Source organism: Flavobacterium buctense (assembly GCF_014486695.1).
Lineage (GTDB): Bacteria > Bacteroidota > Bacteroidia > Flavobacteriales > Flavobacteriaceae > Flavobacterium > Flavobacterium buctense.
Genome location: NZ_JACTAB010000003.1, coordinates 1 through 22,807 on the forward strand (window position 1 = coordinate 1; position 22,807 = coordinate 22,807).

Below are 22,807 nucleotides of genomic sequence, written 5' to 3' on the forward strand. Positions count from 1 at the left end.
CTTTGAAATATGAGAATTACCAAATTATTCAATGACTTTTTTGACAGTGAAAAAGCCGGTGGATTTGTGCTGATAGCGTGTACTGTACTTTCACTTTTATTAACCAACTCTTATTGGAGCGAAGAATATCTAGCCCTTTGGCATTTCCAAATCGGACATCATTCCTTTGAGCATTGGATAAATGACGGTTTAATGACTATCTTTTTTTTACTGATTGGATTAGAACTGGAAAGAGAAATCTATGCCGGTGAATTGTCCAATGTTAAAAATGCTTTGTTGCCTATCTTTGCCGCTGTAGGCGGAATGTTGGTTCCTGCAGGATTATATATGTTCTTAAATTACGGAACGGAAACCCAATCGGGCGCAGGAATTCCAATGGCTACAGATATTGCATTTGCATTGGGAATTTTGTCATTATTGGGAAACAGAGTACCTATTTCGCTTAAAATATTTCTAACTGCTTTAGCTGTAATCGACGATTTAGGCGCCATTTTGATTATCGCTATTTTTTATACTAAAAATTTAATCTGGAGTAATCTACTAATCGCTTTGGGAATTTTTGCGTTCTTATTGGTGTTGAACCGACTCAAAGTTCGCAACCTTATTCCCTATTTGCTCTTGGGTGTTGTCATGTGGTATTTCATGCTGAATTCGGGTGTTCATGCTACTATTACCGGAGTTTTATTGGCCTTTGCTATACCATTTGGAAACGGTAACAAAAAATCAACTTCTTATATCTTACAACACTTTTTGCACAAACCCGTCGCCTTCATAATCCTACCACTTTTTGCTTTGGCCAATACCGCTATCATTTTAAATTCTGATTGGCATCAAGCTTTAAGCCACAACTATACCTTGGGGATCGCAGCCGGATTAATTATTGGAAAACCTATTGGTATTTGGCTGTTCAGCTTTTTAGCCGTAAAACTCAAAATAAGCCAACTACCGGATGACTTAAATTGGCAATCTATTTTTGGCGTAAGTTTTTTAGGCGGTATCGGATTTACGATGTCCATTTTTATCACACTCCTCGCCTTTTCCGATGTTGAACATATCAACAATGCTAAAATCATGATTCTGATTTCGTCCTCAATTGCCGCAATCTTTGGACTACTTTATCTGAAAGCTAGTTTAAAAAAATCGTAAATCGTAAATCGCAATTCTATTAATACCACTTTTTCTTTTTGAAATAATAAATCATGCCGAGCAATAAAAGAAACATGAATCCCATTATTATAAAATAGCCATATTTCCAATGCAGTTCGGGCATGTTGTCAAAGTTCATTCCGTATACGCCCACAATGAATGTAAGCGGCATAAAAAATACCGAAACTACCGTCAAAGTTTTCATGACTTGATTCAGCTTTTGATTTTGGGTCGAAAAGTAAAAACTCGAAGCGCTGTCTAAAGAAGTTAAATCGTATTCAATTTGTTCCAAAAGTTCCAAACACTTTTGATGCAAACGCGAAAAGAAACTGTAATTATCAGACTCAATAGCATTGAAAACATTATCGTCTTTCATGCTTTTAATGGAATATAAGGAATCTCGTAACGGAATGATCGATCGTTTTAAAAAGTTGAAATTATCGCGATGCTTTTCAATTTGCTCCAGAATTTCTGGATTGGTACTCGTCTTTGAAATATCTATCAACTTCTCAACTCTGTCTTCTTCGTTTTCAATGGTGATGTAAAAATTCTCCATGATGGCATCCAACAACAAATACAACAGATAATCCGCTTTTTTATCTCTTATTATACCCGAATGGGTTCTGATTCGCTCGCGAATATGAGTAAAATAATCACTTCGTTTTTCTTGAAAAGAAACCAATATGCCGTTCTTCAATAGGAAACTGACTTGCTCAACATTGATATTATCGCTATTCTCTACCGGCAATAACGACTTAATATTAAAAAATAAAACATCGTGATATTCATCCAACTTGGTTCTTTTGGTAGTATTTAAAATATCACCTAACATGAAATTGTCTACATTAAGAAAATCTCCAACTGATTTAATCACTTCAGTATCATTCAATCCGTGAATATTGAGCCAATTCACTTTTGATGATTCAAAGCATTTGTCTAATTGAGATTTATCAAATTCTTTATACTCTGTTAAGTCATCCGTGTCATAAACAAACAACTGCATCTCCGTTTTAATTTGCTTATGAACACCGGTATAATCCAAAAAAGTAGGCTGAACTTTTTTTCCTTTTTTATATTTTATTTTTCTCACGAATTCTAAATTTGTTTAAAATTAAGAATATTTATTTTTTTCAAACTATTTTTACCAAAAATCATTGTATGCAAACGTTAATCATCAACATAAAAGAATTATTACAAGTCAGAGAAACTAACGTTGACAAAGTTTCAGGCAGCGAAATGGCGATATTGCCTTCGATAAAAAATGCCTTTCTTTTGATTGAAGATGATGCAATTGCAGCTTTTGGATCTATGACTGATTGTCCCAAAATCAATCCCGAAAAAACGATTGATGCCATAGGAAAAATAGTGTTACCAAGTTGGTGCGACAGTCATACTCATATTGTTTATGCCGGTAATCGCGAACAAGAATTTGTCGATAGAATTAATGGCCTGACTTATGAAGAAATTGCCAATCGCGGCGGCGGTATTTTAAATTCGGCCAAAAAACTCAACGAAACTTCCGAAGAAGAAATTTATAACCAATCCAAAAAACGTTTAGAAGAAGTTATTCAACAAGGCACCGGCGCAGTCGAAATCAAATCGGGTTACGGTTTGACGGTGGAAGGCGAATTGAAAATGTTGCGTGTCATTAAAAAATTGGCACAAAATTATCCGATTGCCATCAAATCAACTTTCCTTGGTGCGCACGCTTTTCCTATAGAGTTCAAAGAAAACCATGCTGCTTATATCGATTTAATTATCAATGAAATGTTGCCGAAAATTGCCGAAGAAAAACTAGCCGATTATATAGATGCTTTTTTAGAAACCGGTTATTTCTCTGTCGATGAAACCGAACGCATCATGGAAGCCGGAAAACAATTCGGTTTGCGTTCTAAAATACATGTGAACCAATTCACAGCCATCAACGGCATTGCGGCTTGCGTAAAGCATAACGCACTTTCGGTAGACCATCTCGAAATTGTAACCGACGAAGATATTGAGGCTTTAAAAGACAGCGAAACGATTGCCGTTGCTTTGCCGAGTTGTTCTTATTTTATCAGTATTCCTTATACTCCGGCGAGAAAAATGTTGAATGCAGGTTTGCCATTGGCCTTAGCTTCCGATTTTAATCCGGGAACGACGCCTTCAGGCAATATGAATTTTGTGGTAGCGACGGCTTGTATCAAAATGAAAATGACCCCTGAAGAAGCTATCAATGCGGCGACTATCAATGGTGCCTACGCCATGGGATTGTCAAAAACACACGGAAGTATCACTATCGGTAAAAAAGCCAATCTGATTATTACTAAACCACTCAATTCTTTTTATGAATTGCCGTATGCTTTTGGTAGTAATTTAATCGAACAAGTACTGCTCAACGGAAAAGTGATTGCATAAAAAAAAGTCCTGATTGCTCAGGACTTTTTCTTTTCTATTAATTAATTATGGTTTATCTTAAAGAGAAACTACTTTTAGAAACCAATTCGCCTTTGTCAAATACATTCACAAAGTAAGTTCCTTTAGCAAAATCTTTCCCAGGTAATTGCTCTTTTACATCTACCGTTTTGTTTTCATATTTCACTGTAGTGGTGAAACTGTAAGTTAAGGAAGTATCGCCAAAAGAAATTGTGGCTTTATCACCCAACACGTTATTCTTTGCATCAATCACCTGAACATAGTAAACTTTGTCTCCTGATTTTGCAATTTTGTTCTCTGCAATGGTAAACCCAATTTGCAATACATCTGCTCTGCTGGCTTTGTCTGTTTCCACTTGTTTTCCTGAACTTCTTAGTTTGTAAGCCGCAGTTTTCAAATTGGTTACTGATAATTTTTGCCCTTTTTCAACCGTTTTAGCCAACTCTTCATTTTGACCTACCAATACTTGATTGTATTTTTTAGAATCTTCTAAAACCACATTGGTACTGTCTAAATCTGTGGTCAATTCTTGATTTTGGGCTTTCAAAACCTCTACTTCTTGCATAAGGTTTTTCATTTTTTGCTCCATTTGTTTGAATTGGTCTCTATACTTTCTCAAAGAAGCATTATCACCTTTGGCCGACTTCAATTCTGTCATCAGCTTAACCACTTTGTCTCTTTCAGCGATTAACTCGTCAGACATTGAAGTATTTTCAGCAATAGCCGCATCATATGTAGCTTTTAGTTCAGCCAAGTCTTTTAAAACATCTTCTTTCTCAGATTTTGTTTCAACGATTGTAGTTTCCAAAGCCTTCGCATCCGAAGTTAATTTGAAAATATAAACCAAACTTCCTACTAATAAAATAGCTAAGATTGCTATGATTGCCTTAAGTTTCGAATTACCATTTTGATTTTCCATAAATTATAAATTTTATTTTAACAAAAGTAACAATATAAGTAATAATATTTATTATAGTAACGTTAAATAAACAATTAAATTATATTTTTGAGCAAATATTCTTCTAATGGAAAGACTAATTCCTTTCTCTGTAAATGATTTGGCAAAGGTTACCAACCACCGTAGTGGCGAAATAAAATTTGGCGAAAAAATGTTAACCATTCCCAAAGGTGAAAATTATGTCGATTTTTTGAAAAGATGCGAGGCCAAATATGTCCTAGTCGGAATTCCCGAAGACGTAGGTGTTCGTGCCAATTTTGGTCGTCCCGGAGCCGCTTCGGCTTGGCAAAGCGCTATCAGTAGTATTGCCAATATTCAGCACAATCGTTTTTGCAAAGGCAGTCAAATTGTAGTATTGGGGAAACTTGATGCTTCGGCAGAAATGGAAGAAGCCAAAGACCTTGACTTTCATAAAACCGCCGACCGAAAACTATTAAGCACACTGGTTGAAAAAATAGACAAAGAAGTGGTTCACATTGTTACCACTATAATCAAATGCGGCAAAACCCCTATCATCATTGGTGGCGGCCACAACAATGCTTACGGAAATATCAAAGGAACGGCTTTAGGATTGGGCAAACCCATCAATGCAGTCAATTTTGATGCGCACTCCGATTTCAGAATTCTTGAAGGAAGACACAGTGGTAATGGCTTTTCTTATGCTTATGAAGAAGGCTTCTTGAAGAAGTATTTCATCTTTGGTTTACACGAAAACTACACTTCCAAAAATGTGATTGATATTTTGAAAAAGATGGAAGACCGCGTCAACTACAATACATATGATGAAATAAAGGTACGCCAACAAAAAAACTTCCAGCAAGAGTTGAATACCGCTTATGATTTCATCAAAAACGATGCTTACGGTATTGAAATTGATTTAGACGCTTTACCCAACATTGCCAGCAGCGCTATGACCATGAGCGGTTTTTCGATTGAAGAATTGCGTCAGTTTGTATCGTTCTTCGGCAAAAATAAAAATGCTTCTTATATCCACATTTGCGAAGGCGCACCCGATTTAGGCGAAGAAAAAAACAACCATCTTATCGGTAAATTGATTGGTTATTTGGTGACCGATTTTATCAAGTCGAGAAAGGAATTGATATAATTACGAATTTGAAATTACGAATTACGAATTTAATCCAGAAACTGCAGCTCATTTGCCTTTCACTGAAATCCTACAATTCGTAATTGATAATTCATAATTCGTAATTAATTAACCTTATCTTTGCTTCGGCTTACACTTAATCGTAAGCAAATTTTATGTTATTCGAAGATTTATCATTATCCAATAGTATTCAAAGAGCCGTCTTTGAAGAAGGATATACCAGCCCTACACCTATTCAAGAAAAGGCGATTCCCTTTATTTTAGCCGGGAAAGACTTGGTAGGTTGTGCCCAAACCGGCACAGGGAAAACAGCAGCTTTTGCCATACCTATTATACACAACCTACACAGAATGGTAGGTTCGTCTAAAAAGACGAAACAAATTCGTTGCCTTGTCGTTACGCCAACTCGTGAGTTAGCCGTACAAATCGGGGAAAGTTTTGACACTTACGGAAAGTATACCAACTTGAGACAATTAACCATTTTTGGCGGTGTTTCACAAGTGCCGCAAGTGGACCAATTGAAGAAAGGCGTTGACATTTTAATTGCCACTCCGGGAAGATTATTGGATTTACACAAACAAGGTTTTATCGATTTCGACCATTTGCATTATTTGGTTTTAGACGAATCCGATTTGATGCTCGATATGGGTTTTATCAATGATGTTAGAAAGATTGTGAAATTGGTGCCAACCAATAGACAAACGTTATTATTTTCGGCAACGATGCCAATGGCGATTCGAGAACTAGCCGATACTTTTTTAAACCAACCCGAATATGTTTCAGTGACTCCGGTTTCTTCTACGGCAGAAATTATAGAGCAGCAAATTTATTTTGTAGACAAATCAGACAAACGTGGTTTGTTATACCACTTAATACGCAATGAGAACTTGAGTAATGTTTTGGTTTTTGTTCGTACCAAACACGGTGCCGATAATGTCGTTAAAGCCTTAAAAAAGCATGGTGTCAATGCAGAAGCCATACACGGAGACAAATCGCAAACCGCTCGTCAAAGGGTTTTAGACAATTTTAAAAATAAAGAAATCACGGTATTAGTAGCAACAGATATTGCCGCTCGTGGGATTGATATTGAAAGTTTGCCTTATGTAATCAACTTTGATTTACCAAACATTCCTGAAACTTACGTTCACCGTATCGGTAGAACCGGTCGTGCGGGAAATGGTGGGATATCGATTTCTTTCTGCGGAAAAGACGAAGAACCTTATTGGAAAGACATTCAGAAACTAATCAAGGTCAATGTAAAAACCATCAAAGACCATCCATTTCCTTGGAAAGACGAAATACCTAATCCGGATGCCAAACCTGATTTAAGAAATAAAAAGAAACCCGAAGGAACTCCTAATTCCAGAAAATCGGAAGCTTCTAAGAAAAATAAAAAGCGTTGGTATTAACTAACGCTTTCTTTGTTTTTAATGTTATTGGAAATTACTTGGAATAATTTTGAAGGCTCAAAAGGTTTGACCATAATGTCATTCATACCAGCGGAAATGGCTTCTTCTGTAACTTCTTGTTTGTCAAAAGCTGTCAAAGCAATTACCGGAATTGTAATGCCTTTTTCCCTGATTTTTCGGGTAGTTTCAAAGCCGTTGATTAACGGCATATTGATATCCATCAGAATTAAGTCGAATCTTTCACGTTCCAAAGCCACAATGGCCGCATAACCATCATCCACTATAGTACAACTCATATTACTGTTTTGGATAATCTTTTTGGTAACCATTTGGTTGATTTTATTGTCTTCCACCACCAAAATATTATACAAATGCGAATCTGATAAATCAACTTCGATATTATTGATAATCTCCCTGGATTTGTCTTCGTCGTATTCAAAACCAATGGTAAAGAAAAAAGTGGTCCCGACATTTTCTTCACTTTCCAAATGAATTTCGCTTTCAAATAGGTTGACTAATCTTGAAACAATTGACAAGCCTAATCCGGTGCCTTGATAATCTTCTTCTTTGCGTTCAATTTGAACAAACTTTTCAAAAATTTTGTCTTGGTGCTCTTTGGCAATACCCACTCCGGTGTCTTTAACTTTGAACTCGATAAAAAACTTTTTATCCACTACTTTTTTCAAATCGGCCATAAGGGTAACTTCTCCATTTTTGGTGAATTTAAGAGCATTGCTTAACAAATTCATGATGATCTGAGAAAGTCGAAGTTTGTCCCCAATTAAAAATTCCGGGATGGCAGTGTCGATTTCAATACTCAGCTTATTGTTATTCTTATCCGCTATGTATTCTACCGAATTTTGAATTGTGGTTATTTCATCTGCCAAATTAAATATTAGGCTTTCTAATACGACTCTTTTTTCTTCAATTTTATTGATTTGAAGAATGTCGTTTACCAATGACAATAAATATTTAGCTGAAAATTTCAGCGATTTAAGATGCGGACTATTCGACAATTCTTTATGTTCGTCGGTAATAATATTAGTAATCCCAATTACACCATATAAAGGTGTTCTCAGTTCGTGTGTGATAGTGGAAACAAACTGTGATTTGAGTTGGGAAGCTTCTTCGGCTTTTTCTTTAGCTTCTTTAAGGGCTTCATTGGCCTGTGTCAATTCGAGATTGGCTTGTTCTCTTAACTTTATATTCTTGTATAAAGTCAATAATAGCAACAATAAAATAATCAGGATAACGATGAACAAAATAACAATGAGCTTAGAGTCTTTTAAGGTTTTTTGTTGTTGCTCATTTTCCTTTTCAATTTTACCCAATTGAATTTTATACTCTTGTAATTCAATTTGAGTAGCCGCTTTTTTGAGGTTGTCTAATTTGTCCTCTGAATAGACTATTTTATTGAGCGAATCTAATTTTGCTTGGTACAACCGGGCATTGGTATCGTCTTTATAAAGTTTATAATGTCGGACGAAATTCTCATAAATATTAATAAGAAAAGCGTCAAATTCATTCTTTTCCGCAATACTTTTGGCTGTAAAAAAATGTTTCTCTCCTTCAGCTTTTTTATTGTTATTACTGGCATAAATACCTAACAACAAGTGCAATGACATCTTTGCTTCATCATTATCTTTGCTAAGTATTTGTGCTTTAATGCCATTGATTTGTTCATTTCCTAAATCATATTTTTTGATAGCGAAATACGCGCTGGCCAAATTCAATTTGGTGTATTCAATTTGTGCTGTATCTTTAATTTTAACGGCAAAAAATAGTGCTTTTTTGTAGTAATTAATCCCTTTCAGAACATCAATATCATTGAAATAATAGACACTTCCTAAATTACTGTATATCCAATTGTACAGCTTATCATTATTCAGTTTTTTAGCGTAGACTAGTGCTTTATTGTAGAATTCTATTGCTTTTGCCGTTTCCGAACATTCATTGAAAATAGCGCCGATGGTATTGTAAGATTGTGCTATTAACAAATCATCATTAATAGCAAAAGCCTTAACCAGAGCCTGTTTTGAAGATTCCAATGCTTTGTCATAGTTAGCATCACTAAAATCAACAACCGCTTGATTGAGGTGTTTTTTTATTACTTCTTTCTCCTCATTATTCTCTCGCGAATAAACTGCGGAACAAAAGAACAGTAAAAATAAAAGTAAACTATTGAGTTTAATCTTATTCATTGGGTTAGTTAGAGAATTCAAATATAAAGTTTTTATTCAAAAAAAAATCCTGATTGCTCAGGATTTTCAATGGTATTCGTTAATTTCTAATCAACTTTCTATATTTGATTCGTTTTGGAGTGACATCAATACCCAAGCGTTTCTTTTTATTTTCTTCGTATTCAGAGAAACCACCTTCGAAATAATAAACTTCAGAATTGCCTTCAAAAGCTAAAATATGGGTACAAATTCTGTCTAAAAACCATCTGTCGTGACTGATGACTACGGCACAACCGGCAAAGTTTTCCAAACCTTCTTCCAAGGCACGAAGCGTGTTGATGTCCAAGTCATTCGTTGGCTCGTCCAATAACAATACGTTTCCTTCCTCTTTTAATGTCATAGCTAAATGCAAACGGTTGCGTTCTCCTCCGGATAAGGCAGCTACTTTTTTATTTTGATCACTTCCGCCAAAGTTAAAACGAGACAAATAAGCTCTCGAATTCACTTGTCTTCCGCCCATCATAATTAACTCTTGTCCGTCACAGAAATTTTCCCATATGGATTTATTAGGATCAATATTTGAATGCGCTTGGTCTACATAAGCAATTTTTACTGTGTCACCAATAGTAAACTCACCGGCATCCGGTTTTTCTTCACCCATAATCATTTTGAAAATGGTCGATTTACCGGCACCATTTGGACCAATAATTCCAACGATTCCGGCTTGTGGTAAAGTGAAGTTTAAGTTATCGTATAATAATTTGTCTCCAAAAGCTTTGGCAACACCTTTGGCTTCAATTACATTGGTTCCTAACCTCGGACCATTCGGAATGTAGATTTCCAATTTTTCGTCGAGTTCTTTTTGGTCTTCGTTTAACAATTTGTCGTAGTTCTGTAAACGCGCTTTTTGTTTGGTCTGACGGCCTTTAGCACCTTGACGAACCCAATCCAACTCACGCTCTAATGTTTTTCTACGTTTGGAAGCCACTTTTTCCTCTTGTTCCATACGTTTTGATTTTTGGTCTAACCAAGAAGAATAGTTTCCTTTCCACGGAATACCTTCACCTCTATCCAATTCCAAAATCCATCCGGCAACATTATCCAAAAAGTATCTATCGTGCGTTACCGCGATTACCGTCCCGGCATATTGTGCTAAATGTTGCTCTAACCAAAGTACACTTTCTGCGTCCAAGTGGTTGGTTGGCTCATCCAATAATAACACGTCCGGTTGCTGCAATAACAAACGACATAAAGCTACACGGCGTTTTTCTCCACCGGATAAATGCTTGATTGGCGTATCAGATTCCGGAGTGCGCAAAGCATCCATCGCTACTTCTAGTTTGTTGTCAATTTCCCAAGCACCTGCTGCATCAATTTTGTCTTGAAGATCCGCTTGTCGGTCCATTAATTTTTGCATCTTATCAGCATCTTCATATACTTCTGGCAAACCAAACATATCGTTGATTTTGTTGAACTCGTCAAGAATTGCCATGGTTTCGGCTACGCCTTCGCGAACCACTTCAATAACGGTTTTGGAATCATCTAAAATTGGTTCTTGCTCTAAATAACCAACGGTATAACCCGGTTGAAAAACCACATCGCCTTGGTAATTTTTATCTACTCCGGCTATAATTTTTAACAACGAAGATTTCCCGGAACCGTTTAGACCGAGTATCCCAATTTTAGCTCCATAAAAGAAACTCAAATAGATATTTTTCAATACTTGTTTATCACTTCCTTGATATGATTTGCTCAGGCGTTGCATGGAGAAAATCACTTTCTTATCCTCTGACATAATTTATTTTAGATTTTAAATATTAGATTTTAAATTTCTATAGTTCAATCTGCTAACTGCTGACTGAACACTGTTTTACACTCTTCCTTTGAGTGAACTGAACACCCAAGCATTGGCTAAGAAGCCAACTCCTACGGCGCCAAATCCCCAACCGGCTGTTTCATCATAACGAAAAGCACCTAAAGCTATTAACAACAATCCCATAATTATCATTATAAAAGTAGCCCAGCCTAAGACTGTATTTTTATTCATTGCCATATAGTGTGGTATTTAATTTTTGGAGAGCAAATTTAGGTAAAAAAAGTGAGTTAAAAAAAAGATCCGAGATTAGAGAAAAGGCCTAAGAAGAACAAAATGGACTTATCCCTTTCTCTAATTACTTTTATAGATTACTCCTTCTTTCATTACAAAAACTACTTTGAGTACTGTATTAATATCTTGAGTTGGGTCAAGTTCTGTCGCAATAATATCCGCTAAAAATCCAGGTTCAATAACTCCGATTTGTTTTTCCATATCTAATAGCATTGCATTGGTTACTGTTGCTGATTGGATGGCTTTCATGATTGGCATTCCTGCTTCGACCATATAGATAAACTCTTTGGCATTTTGACCGTGTTCAAAAACTCCGGCATCGGTGCCAAAAGCGATAGGAACACCTCTTTTGTATGCTTTACCAAAAGTTGCTTGAATTCTTGGTCCAATAGCCAAAGCTTTAGGAACGACAATAGCCGGATAGTAGTTTTCTTTTTTGGCATTGTTTTCCACTTCTTTTCCTGCAGTTATGGTTGGCACCAAATAAGCATTGTTTTTTATCATTAAATCCATAGTAGCTTCGCTCATTTCAGTTCCGTGTTCAATGGTTTTTACACCCGATTTTACGGCACGTTGCATACCTTCATCGCCATGAGCATGAGCAGCAACTTTCATTCCGTAATCTTTCGCTGTACTTACTATCGCAGCTATCTCTTCTTCTGTAAATTGTGGATTGGATCCACTTTTAGCCATACTTAAAACACCACCAGTCGCTGTAATTTTAATCCAATCGGCTCCATTTTTATAGCGTTGGCGTACAGCTTGCTTAGCATCCTCAACACCGTTTACGACTCCTTCATTTGGACCGGGATTACCCATTAAATCTTTGCGGTAACCGCTGGTTGGATCAGCATGACCACCTGTTGAAGCCAAAGCTTTTTCGGCAGTGAATATTCTTGGGCCAATAATTTTGCCTCTATTGATTGCATTTCGCAAGGAAACATTAACACCGCTTCCACCCAAATCTCTGACGGTCGTAAATCCGGCCATTAAAGTCGTTTTGGCCAAACCTTCCGCATTATAAGCCACATCGGCTTCATTTAACGTGAACTCTTCCAAATAAGCGGTCGGACTGGTTTCCCCTTCCAAATGCACGTGCATGTCAATCCAGCCCGGCATTACAGTTTTGGTTTTTAAATCGATTACTTTAGAGCTGACCGTAGTTGGATTGAGAAATCCGTCTTCAACACTTGAAATGGTTTTACCCGAAACAATGATGGTTTTATTAGATAGTACTTTGCCATTTTTGGTGTCGATAAGTTTACCGCAATGGATATAAGTCTCTTGGGCAAATAGCACTGAACTAATTAATAGCGAAGCGTAGAGAAATAGTTTTTTCATCAGAATAATATTAGACTGATAAAGATAATAATTTAAAAGGTATAATCTATCTAAATATGCTTGTCAGCATTTCTTTGTATAAATCAGCTTCCTCAAGATTGGCCGCACCAACACCTTTCCCTTTGACATCAACATTACGTAATGTTGCTACAATGCTGCTTATTTTTTTCATAGGATAGTTTCTAGCGGCACCGATATAATCATTAACAAAATAGGGATTTACCTTTAAAACTCTAGCTACATTAGTTGGGGATTTATCTTTTAAACCATGATACAGCAATAATGCTGAGAAAAAAGAAAACACTTGGGCATTAACTACAACCATTGGATTATCTTTTTGGTTTTGGGAAAAATAATTGGCTATCTGATAAGCTTTAAACTGATTGCCTTCACCAATAGCTTTTCGGAATTCAAACACGTTAAAATCTTTACTAAAACCAATATTTTCCTCAATATGATGTGGTGTAATGGCGCTGCCTTTGGGCAAAATGATTTCAAGCTTGGTTAATTCATTGGCAATCCGACTCAAATCATTACCTAAAAACGCCACCAACATAGCATTCGCTTTAGGTTCAATACTATAACCTCTGCCCTGCAAAACACGGGTTATCCATTGTCCGACTTGGTTTTCGTAGAGCTTTTTACTTTCGTAAACCAAACCCATTTTATCAATAGTTTTGACTAATTTTTTACGTTTATCAAGCGTTTTGTATTTATAAGCCATTACCAAAACCGTTGTAGGCTGCGGATTTAAAGCATACGATTCCAAATTTTCAATGGTTCTTGATAGATCTTGGGCTTCTTTCACAATTACCACTTGACGCTCCGCCATCATGGGATAACGTTTAGCATTAGAGACAATATCTTCAATGGTAGTATCACGTCCGTAAAGTACCATTTGGTTGAAGCCTTTTTCTTCTTCTGTCAAAAGATTGTGCTCCAAATATTCTGTAATTCTATCAATATAATAGGGTTCTTCACCCATTAAAAAATAGATAGGTTTAACTTTTCCGGCTTTTATGTCGTTGATGATTTTTACAACCTCATCCATTTTTATGGCATTTTGAATTTTAATTTTTGAATTTTAAATTACATTTGCTTTATGCAAAAACTAAATTTTCCTTCCTATTCGTTTCGCCTCAAAAATAGTGAAAATAAAGTGTCAATTTTTGATGAAATCAGGAAAAAATTTATCATTCTCACGCCTGAAGAATGGGTACGCCAACATACCGTTCAGTTTTTATTACAAGAAAAAAATTATCCGAAATCATACCTCAACGTTGAAAAATTAATTAAGATTAACGATATAAGTAAACGTTACGATATAGTTGTTTTTCAACCCAATGGAGAAATATTTTTACTAATTGAATGCAAAGCACCTGAAGTAAGTATCACCCAAAATACATTTGACCAAATTGCTCGATACAACCTTAAACTCAATGCAAAATACTTGATGGTAACCAATGGACTAAATCACTATTTTTGTCAAATGGACTTTGAGAAGGAGCAATATATTTTCTTAAAGGAGTTGCCCGCATTTATTTAAAATCTCTAGCATTATTAGCTATGTTCAAAAAAAACTCGTTTATCATATTGTCCCTTTTTATACTAGTATCAACAGTTTCTTGCAAAAAGGAAATAGATTTAAAATCTATGGATAAAAAAACGAATGAAACGTCTAAATCAGATACTATTTATTCTGAAGCCACTGTCGATACAACAACATCAGGCACCAAAGAAACCCTGTTACAAAAAGTAGACTACGCTATTTGGTCTATGGGAAATCTTGAGGAATATTTTCTAAACAAATTGTCAAAAGCTACCAGCAAAACCCAAGGCAACGAAATTTACGAGGAATACCTTGAAAATATGGGAAATCGCATTGAAAATTTTAACGAACTCGAAGCCGACTTCTTAGCGATTTATACCAACTACTACGAACACGAAAAAGACCAATATATTTTTCCCGATTCTTTACAACAAAATGTGGATTTGTTTAAAAACACAGAACTGGAGTTTTGGGAAATAGGAGAAGGTTTTGTTGAAATTCGATATAAACCCTATCATTATTACAATATTTTTAAAGGAAAAGTGACGGATGACTACGAGTACTTTTTAAAAAATGAAGCCAAAGAAAATACCGTTCTTTACAGCGCAGATGCCGGAATATTAATCAGTCCTAAAGATATTGGCGAAAGGGTACTGACTTGGGAAAAATTTATTATTCAATATCCGAAAAGTCCGTTATTAGACCAAGCTACTAAATTGTATCAGGAGTATTGTTATGATTACTTGATGGGCATGGAAAATACCAGAACTGTTGATTATTCCGAGGGAAGCTTAGAGTCTGAAAACAAAAAAGAATACAAACGCTTTATAAGTAAAAATCCCAATTCACGAACTACAAAAATCATCAAAGCTTTTTTAACACAAGTAGAGGCCAATCCGGATTATGAAGAACTCGACAAATGGGTAAAAAAAGAACTAAACATCAAACCGGTCATCATTCCGAATGAACCCTAATACCAAATCATAGTGAAAAAAATAGCCGTAGTCATACTCAATTGGAATGGAGCCAAGTTACTGGAGCAATTCTTGCCATCTGTAGTTGCTTATTCTGAGGAAGCCAAAATATATGTCGCCGACAATGCCTCGACAGACAACTCTATTGAAGTGATTAAAACCAAATTCCCACAAGTAACCATCCTACAAAACGACGGTAATTTTGGCTTTGCTAATGGGTATAATGTGGCTTTACAACAAGTTGAAGAAGACTATTACGCTTTAGTCAATTCAGATGTTGAAGTCACCGAAAACTGGCTTGCGCCTATCCTTTCTATCTTTGATAAGGAATCCAATATTGGTATTATTCAGCCTAAAATTTTAGATTATAAAAATAAAGCCTGTTTTGAATATGCCGGTGCTGCCGGCGGTTTTATAGACCAATTTGGTTATCCTTATTGTCGTGGCCGAATATTTGAAACCATAGAAAAAGATAACGGTCAATACGACGATGAAACAGAAATCTTTTGGGCCAGCGGTGCTTGTTTGTTTATTCGCAAAGACATTTACCGAACGTTAAACGGTTTTGACGGCGATTTCTTTGCGCATCAGGAAGAAATTGATTTGTGTTGGCGCGCATTTAATTTGGGCTATAAAGCCAAATTCACTCCGAAATCTGTAGTGTATCATGTTGGCGGTGCCACTTTAAATGAAAGCAATCCGAGAAAAACATTCCTGAACTTCAGGAATTCCTTATTGATGTTGACCAAAAACTTACCCGAAGGCAAGCTATTCTTAATCATTTTCGCTCGCCTTTGTTTAGATGGTTTGGCCGGAATACAATTTATTTTGAAAGGAAAGTTTAGTCATTGTTGGGCCATCATCAAAGCCCATTTTGAATTTTATCATTTGATAAACAGAAACTTAAAAAAACGCAACCAGACTAACTCCGAAAACTACTATCAGACAAAGAGTATTGTTTACAAATACTTTATCAAGAGCGGCACCGTTTTTGAGAAATGATTTTAACAAGAGTTTATCATTCGCCAAAACTCGTCACATCTAAAATAATCGTATTTTTGTTAAAATTTTAATCAAACACCTATGAAAAAAGTAATTTTTGCCCTTTCATTAGCTGCCCTAACGTTGACATCGTGTGGAACTAAGAAAAAAATTGCTGCCTTAGAAGCACAAAACAAGGAATGTCAAGACTTATTAAATTCAACAACCGTTAAATTGAATATGTGTCTTACAGAAAAAGAAGCACTTTCAAAACAAAATGATTATCTGAAACAAAACAATTCAGATTTAATTAATAACCAAAAAGAGTTGACCATGTTGACTTCTAAAGGTGCCCAAAACCTAGAAAAATCACTTGAAAGTTTACGTGAAAAAGACCTTAAAATCACCCGTTTACAAGACGCATTGACCAGAAAAGACAGTGTGACTTTAGCCTTAGTTACCAGCTTAAAAAGCTCAGTAGGCATTTCTGATCCTGATATTGAAGTAAATGTTGAAAAAGGCGTTGTTTTTATTTCTATTGCTGATAAATTACTGTTCAAAAGCGGAAGCTATGTGGTAAGTGATAAAGCCAAAGAAGTATTAGCTAAAGTCGCCAAAGTGGTCAATGACAAACCAACCTTTGAATGTATGGTCGAAGGTCATACCGATAACGTTCCTTTCACCGGAAATGCGGTTTTGCTTGACAACTGGGATTTGAGCGTTAAACGTTCAACCGCAATTATCAGAGTATTGACTAAAGAATTAGGCGTAAAACCATCACAGTTAATCGCTGCCGGTCGTGGAGAATATATTCCGTTAGTAGAAAACACTTCGGCTGACAATCGTTCTAAGAACAGAAGAACACGTATTGTAGTGCTTCCTAAGATTGATGAGTTCTACGATATGATTGAGAAAGAAATGAAAAACCAGAAGAAATAGTAGCAGTCACAGTGTACAGTCACAAAAAAAACGTCCCGAGAAATCGAGACGTTTTTTTTGTACTATTTTCTGAAAACTGCGACTGCGACTGTAAACTAAAAAATATCAGGATCGCCTTTTCCTTCTCTCAAAACAACCGGTTCATGACCTGACAAATCAATTATGGTAGAACCAACGTTATCTCCGTAACCGCCATCTATTACCATATCAACTTTATTCTGCCATTTTTCGAAAATCAATTCCGGATCGGTGGAATATTCCAATACTTCGTCATCATCATGGATGGAAGTCGAAACGATTGGATTGCCTAGCATTCGCACAATTTCCAAAGCGATATTATTATCAGGCACACGAATACCTACGGTTTTCTTTTTTCTAAATTCTTTTGGCAAATCATTATTCCCCGGAAGAATGAACGTATACGGTCCGGGAAGCGCTCTTTTAAGGATTTTAAAGGTCGAAGTGTCAATCTGTTTCACATAATCAGACAAATTGCTTAAATCGCTGCATACGAAAGAAAAATTGGCTTTCTCTAACTTGATGTCTTTGATTCGGGCAATGCGTTCCAAAGCCTTGGAATTAGTAATATCACAACCCAAACCATAAACGGTATCCGTCGGATAAATCACCAAACCACCATTGCGCAACACATCGACCACTTTTTTGATAGCAGCTTCGCTGGGTTTGTCTTCGTATATTTTGAGGAATTCGGCCATAAAATTTAATTATAAATTTTGAATTATAAATTAATCTTTGTAATCATTCAAAATTTAGAATTTAAAATTTAAAATAATTATCCTATAACGTCAAGCTTAGCAAATCGCAACAACAACTTCTTAATGCCTCCGACTTCAAACTTGATTTCCGCTTTTCTATCGGCACCAATACCTTCTAGGTTTACAATTTCTCCTTTGCCAAAGCGTTCGTGCATTACTGTATTGCCAACGGTTAATTTACTATCGAATAAGTTAGTATTTCCGGGTGCCTGACTTGATACAGGTTTCAATTTACGAATATTTAATGAAGATAATGGTTCCTCACCGTAAGTTTTTGGTGGCGTTCCGGTTACCGGTTTGGCCAAACGCAATTTCGACTTATCGATATCGCCAAAAATATCCAAATCAATGCTTGGTTTATATTGATAACCGCCACGATCCATTGGATTAATATATTCTAAATATTCATCTTTGATTTCTTCAATAAAACGCGAAGGTTCCGCATCGGTCAATTTGCCCCAACGGTAACGGGATTGCGCATAAGTCAGGTAAGCTTGGTGTTCGGCACGAGTTAAAGCGACATAGAATAATCTTCTTTCTTCTTCCAATTCGCTACGCGTGTTCATACTCATCGCGCTCGGAAACAAATCTTCTTCCATCCCAACGACAAATACATACGGAAACTCCAAACCTTTCGCCAAGTGAATCGTCATCAATGCTACTCTGTCGTCATCGCCGGTATCATTGTCTAAATCGGTGGCCAAAGCGACATCTTCTAAAAATTCAGATAAAGCACCGCGCGCACCGTCAATTTCTCTTTGTCCTTCGATAAAGTCTTTAATACCGCCCATTAAGGTTTCGATGTTTTCAATACGAGCAATTCCTTCCGGTGTGGCGTCTTTTTTGAGTTCCTGAATTAATCCGGTTTTCTTGCACACATGTTCCGTCAAGACAAAAGCATCTTGCTGTTCGTTAATCACCTGAAAACTTTTAATCATCGTGACAAAGTCTTCTATTTTTTGTTTGGTACCCGAATTGAGTTTCAAATCAATCTTATCTATATGCTCCATGACTTCAAAGATGGAACGCTTGTAATGATTGGCGGCAACGGTTAATTTCTCGACAGTCGTATCTCCTATTCCTCTCGCGGGATAATTGATGACACGTACCAATGCTTCTTCGTCTTTCGGATTAATTACTAATCTTAGATAGCACAAGACGTCTTTGATTTCTTTTCTTTGGTAGAAAGACAAACCTCCATAAATTCGGTACGGAATGTCACGCTTGCGCAACGCATCTTCCATCGCACGGGATTGCGCGTTGGTTCGATACAAAATGGCAAACTGACCATTCATCATTTGGTTGCGCATCTTTTGCTCGAAGATTTCTCCGGCTACAAAACGACCTTCTTCGCCGTCGGTGACACTTCTATGGACTTTAATTTTGGGACCAAAGTCATTCGCGGTCCAAACGATTTTATCCAACTTGGTTTTATTCTTATCGATAATCGAATTAGCGGCTTCAACGATGTTTTTCGTCGAACGATAATTCTGCTCCAGTCGATAGGTCTTGACATTGTCATAATCCTTCTGGAAGTTGAGAATGTTATTGATATTGGCACCACGAAATGCGTAAATACTCTGCGCATCATCGCCTACGACACAAATATTCTGAAATCTATCCGACAATGCACGAACAATCAAATACTGCGAATGGTTGGTATCTTGGTACTCATCGACTAAGATGTAACGAAATCTATCTTGGTATTTGGCCAACACATCCGGAAAGCGATTTAATAATTCATTCGTTTTCAACAACAAATCATCAAAATCCATCGCGCCGCTTTTGAAACAACGCTCGACATAATTTTGATAAATTTCACCCATACGAGGCTTTTTGCTCATGGCATCAGCTTCCATCAATTCGGGATTGTTGAAATAGGCTTTTACGGTAATCAACGAGTTTTTATACGAAGAGATTCTACTGTAAACCTGCTTGGGTTTGTAGATGTCTTTGTCCAATTGCATTTCTTTGATAATTGCCGAAATCAATCGAACGCTATCTTGCGTATCATAAATGGTAAAGTTCGACGGATAACCTAACTTCTCTGCTTCTATTCTTAAAATCTTTGCAAACACCGAATGGAAAGTTCCCATCCAAAGGTTTTTAGCCTCGTTGGTTCCCACTATATCCGAAATACGCTTTTTCATTTCGCGTGCGGCTTTGTTGGTAAACGTTAAGGCCAAAATATTAAACGCATCGACACCCAAACTCATCAGATACGAAATACGAACCGTCAACACACGCGTTTTTCCCGAACCTGCGCCGGCAATGATAATCATTGGGCCATCCTTTTGGAAAACGGGCGCTTGTTGGGCTTCGTTGAGTTGGGAAATGTATTGTTGCATTTTTAGGTACTAAGTGGCTAAGGTTCTGAGGCTCTAAGGCTATATATTGTAATGGACAAATTTAGCATTACTAAACTTGAATTGCAATACAGATTTAAGGGTATTTCTTTATATTTGTCAACAATTTTTAGTCGATTATACCATGAGTACAGATAAAATCCTTGAGTTAGCTTTTTACACCTTACCGGCTTTGATTACGGGCGGTGTGGCTTATTATTTATTTGACAGTTATTTTAAAGACCAACAGCATACTCGTCGTTGGTTAGCGCAGAAAGAGAATCAGAAACAGGCTTTGCCCTTGCGCTTGCAAGCTTATGAACGAATGGCTTTGTTTTTGGAACGCATCAATCCGGCAAAATTGTTGATTAGAGTCGCGCCTTTGAACGACGATAAAGTAGCCTATCAAAATTTATTGATTCACCATATCGAACAAGAATTTGAGCACAACTTGACTCAACAAATCTATATTACCGATGAATGTTGGACTATGATTATGACGGCGAAAAACACCATCATTCAAAACATTAGAAAAACTACTGCAGACACAACGGTTGTTAATGCTGATAAATTAAGAGAAAAAATACTGAGTAACTTGCTTCAGGACGAAGTCGCCACGAATGTGGCGTTAGCATTTATGAAAAGTGAAGTCAGTGAAGTTTTAGGATAACAAAAAAGCCTTCTAATGTAGAAGGCTTTTTTTATAATTTTTTTTAGGCTAATTATCTCTAATAACGTGAGCTACACCGGTTAAAGTATGAACACCGTTACTATCGGTATAAGTACCGCTGAAAGTCATATCAATATATTGACCAACAGCACCAACCTGATTTAAATTAAACTGAAGGGTATTAGTAGTTCCAGAATATATATATCCAATGCCTCCTTCTATAGAAAATTCATCTGTTGTGTAAACTCCGGGAACATTAGTGCTTCCCCAAATATATATACTGCTTTGATCATTATTATTAAAACCACTTAAATAGAATCCATTTGTGTTTGGAGTTCCTTGTCCGGAAGCACCACCGTTAACACTTTGAATTAAAAATACAGTTGGGTTATTATCAACTTGGTAAGAAATAAATTCATCCACAGCTGTACAAGCCTGAAGATTACCAATAGTAGTAATTGGTGAGGTAAAATTATAAGCTATAGAATCCGTTGTTTGTAAGTTCTCCATGTCATACCCTTTCAAAGTAAATTGTGTATTACTTGGACAATAGATTTCATTAAAACTAAAAGCACCATTGGTTACGGGAGAAACCGAATAACCTCCGGCTCTATTTAAAATTACATAACCATTAGTTACATTGGTATTATTACATTTCACTAAATTCCCTACGACAGTTGAACTCATAGTCGTAGACGAATTGTTTATAACGATATTCGGCAAAGTTGTATTAGCACTAAATGGTCCGATAGAGGTTGTGTAAATAATGTTACTCGAATTACAACCGTAATAATCCGGATAAACATTTAATACTATAGTTTGATTTGAAGGCACTAATCCTGAAATTTGACCTTGATTATTGGTATAACCCATTACCGGCCATGTATTTCCGTTGGCTATTAACCCTACTCCAACATTAGAAATTCCGTTACCATTAGCATCAACTATGGTAACTGTTAGGGTAACTAACGGAAAAGGTGCATCACAATTCCACCAAGAAAAATGAGACACTTCGCCTACGTATTTATTACCAACTTTCGTAGCAACGCCATCTTCTTTCCAATAACCACGTTCTTCATCAAAATGCCATAATGGGATAGAACTTGGCGCGGTTGCCAATTGGCTATCGTCTATACGCATGGTGATTTCAGCGGTATGACCTTCTTTTATATTTAACTTTTGTCCGGCACTGCCTCTGAGTTCGACATTAATCATCCCAAAAGTTTCTAAAACTGCTTGCTCATTGGTTTCGGTTTGAGCATATAACATTCCGGGCATTAATTTGCTGATGTTTTCATCGGTTGGTGTCAAATGAAACATGGCTACCTGAACACTTCCTGAATAATCATTTCCATTGGCATCTACAAAAGCGCCGTCAAAAACTATTTTGGTTCCCGAATAAATCGACACTTCACTGGTTACTCCGGATTGAATGGTTTCTAATGGATCATTGGGTAACAACATTATTTTTACATTATTCTTCCCCGAGGTTGGCACCATAGAACGTGAACCATCAATATAGCCTGATTTTGTTGCAGTAATGTGAGCATAACGTTCATAAACTTCAGCACCGTTCAAAATGAAAACACCGTTAACATCAGTTTGTGTGGATAAAGAACCAATTTTGATGGTTACTCCTTGAATAGGATTATTGTAAATATCTACAATTTGTCCGATAAAATCTTTAGAAGCCGTATTACCAAAGTTTTCGGCAAAAGCAGCATCATTTGGACCTGAATTGTTGTTATCGTCATTAGATTCACAACTTGAAAAGGAAACTACTAAAAGCAGCATACACAAAAGGGAATGGATTTTTTTCATAAAGTTAGGTTTTGTTTAACTAAAGATAGGGAAAAGAACTTTTGGTTGCGTCAGAAAAATAAAAAACATAAAAAATCCTGATTTTCATCAG

Annotated in this window: 19 protein-coding genes; 9 read left to right on the forward strand and 10 right to left on the reverse strand. The window is 36.4% G+C overall.

The window, feature by feature from the left end:
- The first annotated feature begins 9 nt into the window (after window positions 1-9).
- The gene (gene nhaA, locus ICG50_RS05860; RefSeq protein WP_187659980.1) at window positions 10-1,146 is read left to right on the forward strand and encodes a Na+/H+ antiporter NhaA; all 1,137 of its coding nucleotides are present in this window, start codon (window positions 10-12) and stop codon (window positions 1,144-1,146) included.
- 19 nt (window positions 1,147-1,165) lie between these two features.
- Here nhaA and corA read toward each other — a convergent pair whose 3' ends face one another.
- Window positions 1,166-2,236: a magnesium/cobalt transporter CorA gene (gene corA, locus ICG50_RS05865; RefSeq protein WP_187659981.1), complete on the reverse strand. Its 1,071-nt coding sequence runs from the start codon at window positions 2,234-2,236 to the stop codon at window positions 1,166-1,168.
- A gap of 68 nt (window positions 2,237-2,304) precedes the next feature.
- On the opposite strand from corA, the gene hutI reads away from it, so the two are divergent.
- Window positions 2,305-3,543, forward strand: a complete 1,239-nt coding sequence (hutI, locus tag ICG50_RS05870) for an imidazolonepropionase (protein ID WP_187659982.1) — start codon at window positions 2,305-2,307, stop codon at window positions 3,541-3,543.
- A 52-nt stretch (window positions 3,544-3,595) separates the two neighbouring features.
- Here the strand turns inward: hutI and ICG50_RS05875 are convergent, their stop codons facing one another.
- A complete protein-coding gene (locus tag ICG50_RS05875; RefSeq protein ID WP_187659983.1) occupies window positions 3,596-4,480 on the reverse strand; it encodes a GAS domain-containing protein in 885 nt (294 codons plus the stop codon).
- Between the two features lie 106 nt (window positions 4,481-4,586).
- Here ICG50_RS05875 and ICG50_RS05880 point away from each other — a divergent pair, with 106 nt between their 5' ends.
- Together ICG50_RS05880 and ICG50_RS05885 are read left to right on the forward strand one after the other, a co-directional pair.
- Complete coding sequence (locus tag ICG50_RS05880; protein WP_187659984.1) at window positions 4,587-5,624, forward strand: formimidoylglutamase; 1,038 nt, start codon at window positions 4,587-4,589, stop codon at window positions 5,622-5,624.
- A 155-nt stretch (window positions 5,625-5,779) separates the two neighbouring features.
- Complete coding sequence (locus ICG50_RS05885) at window positions 5,780-7,033, forward strand: DEAD/DEAH box helicase (protein ID WP_187659985.1); 1,254 nt, start codon at window positions 5,780-5,782, stop codon at window positions 7,031-7,033.
- Here the strand turns inward: ICG50_RS05885 and ICG50_RS05890 are convergent.
- From ICG50_RS05890 to holA, 5 genes are all read right to left on the reverse strand, one after another.
- A complete protein-coding gene (locus ICG50_RS05890) occupies window positions 7,030-9,234 on the reverse strand; it encodes an ATP-binding response regulator (RefSeq protein ID WP_187659986.1) in 2,205 nt (734 codons plus the stop codon). The two genes, ICG50_RS05885 and ICG50_RS05890, sit on opposite strands and share 4 nt — an antisense overlap.
- A 79-nt stretch (window positions 9,235-9,313) precedes the next feature.
- Window positions 9,314-11,008: an energy-dependent translational throttle protein EttA gene (gene ettA / locus ICG50_RS05895; RefSeq protein WP_187659987.1), complete on the reverse strand. Its 1,695-nt coding sequence runs from the start codon at window positions 11,006-11,008 to the stop codon at window positions 9,314-9,316.
- A gap of 75 nt (window positions 11,009-11,083) precedes the next feature.
- Window positions 11,084-11,266, reverse strand: a complete 183-nt coding sequence (locus ICG50_RS05900) for a CAL67264 family membrane protein (protein ID WP_171222567.1) — start codon at window positions 11,264-11,266, stop codon at window positions 11,084-11,086.
- 114 nt (window positions 11,267-11,380) lie between these two features.
- Complete coding sequence (locus ICG50_RS05905) at window positions 11,381-12,661, reverse strand: metal-dependent hydrolase family protein (RefSeq protein ID WP_187659988.1); 1,281 nt, start codon at window positions 12,659-12,661, stop codon at window positions 11,381-11,383.
- A gap of 46 nt (window positions 12,662-12,707) precedes the next feature.
- Window positions 12,708-13,712 carry a DNA polymerase III subunit delta gene (holA, locus tag ICG50_RS05910; protein WP_187659989.1) on the reverse strand — a complete coding sequence of 335 codons (1,005 nt, stop codon included), beginning with the start codon at window positions 13,710-13,712 and terminating at the stop codon, window positions 12,708-12,710.
- Window positions 13,713-13,763: 51 nt separating this feature from the next.
- Between holA and ICG50_RS05915 the strand changes: the two genes are divergently transcribed.
- From ICG50_RS05915 to ICG50_RS05930, 4 genes are all read left to right on the forward strand, one after another.
- A complete protein-coding gene (locus ICG50_RS05915) occupies window positions 13,764-14,207 on the forward strand; it encodes a type I restriction enzyme HsdR N-terminal domain-containing protein (RefSeq protein WP_187659990.1) in 444 nt (147 codons plus the stop codon).
- Window positions 14,208-14,314: 107 nt separating this feature from the next.
- Window positions 14,315-15,184, forward strand: a complete 870-nt coding sequence (locus tag ICG50_RS05920) for an iron-sulfur cluster assembly accessory protein (protein WP_187659991.1) — start codon at window positions 14,315-14,317, stop codon at window positions 15,182-15,184.
- A gap of 12 nt (window positions 15,185-15,196) precedes the next feature.
- The gene (locus ICG50_RS05925; protein ID WP_187659992.1) at window positions 15,197-16,186 is read left to right on the forward strand and encodes a glycosyltransferase; all 990 of its coding nucleotides are present in this window, start codon (window positions 15,197-15,199) and stop codon (window positions 16,184-16,186) included.
- Between the two features lie 81 nt (window positions 16,187-16,267).
- Entirely contained in the window at window positions 16,268-17,104 is an 837-nt protein-coding gene (locus ICG50_RS05930) for an OmpA/MotB family protein (protein ID WP_187659993.1), read from the forward strand.
- Between the two features lie 95 nt (window positions 17,105-17,199).
- Here ICG50_RS05930 and ICG50_RS05935 read toward each other — a convergent pair whose 3' ends face one another.
- Both ICG50_RS05935 and ICG50_RS05940 read right to left on the reverse strand, forming a co-directional pair.
- Window positions 17,200-17,820 carry an L-threonylcarbamoyladenylate synthase gene (locus ICG50_RS05935; protein WP_187659994.1) on the reverse strand — a complete coding sequence of 207 codons (621 nt, stop codon included), beginning with the start codon at window positions 17,818-17,820 and terminating at the stop codon, window positions 17,200-17,202.
- A 77-nt stretch (window positions 17,821-17,897) separates the two neighbouring features.
- On the reverse strand, window positions 17,898-20,228 hold the full coding sequence (locus ICG50_RS05940; RefSeq protein WP_187659995.1) for an ATP-dependent helicase: 2,331 nt from the start codon (window positions 20,226-20,228) through the stop codon (window positions 17,898-17,900).
- A 142-nt stretch (window positions 20,229-20,370) separates the two neighbouring features.
- Here ICG50_RS05940 and ICG50_RS05945 point away from each other — a divergent pair, with 142 nt between their 5' ends.
- Window positions 20,371-20,895: a DUF7935 family protein gene (locus ICG50_RS05945; protein ID WP_187659996.1), complete on the forward strand. Its 525-nt coding sequence runs from the start codon at window positions 20,371-20,373 to the stop codon at window positions 20,893-20,895.
- Between the two features lie 48 nt (window positions 20,896-20,943).
- Here ICG50_RS05945 and ICG50_RS05950 read toward each other — a convergent pair whose 3' ends face one another.
- Window positions 20,944-22,716 (reverse strand): Ig-like domain-containing protein, encoded by a 1,773-nt coding sequence (locus ICG50_RS05950; RefSeq protein WP_187659997.1) that lies wholly within the window; start codon window positions 22,714-22,716, stop codon window positions 20,944-20,946.
- Window positions 22,717-22,807: the final 91 nt, after the last annotated feature.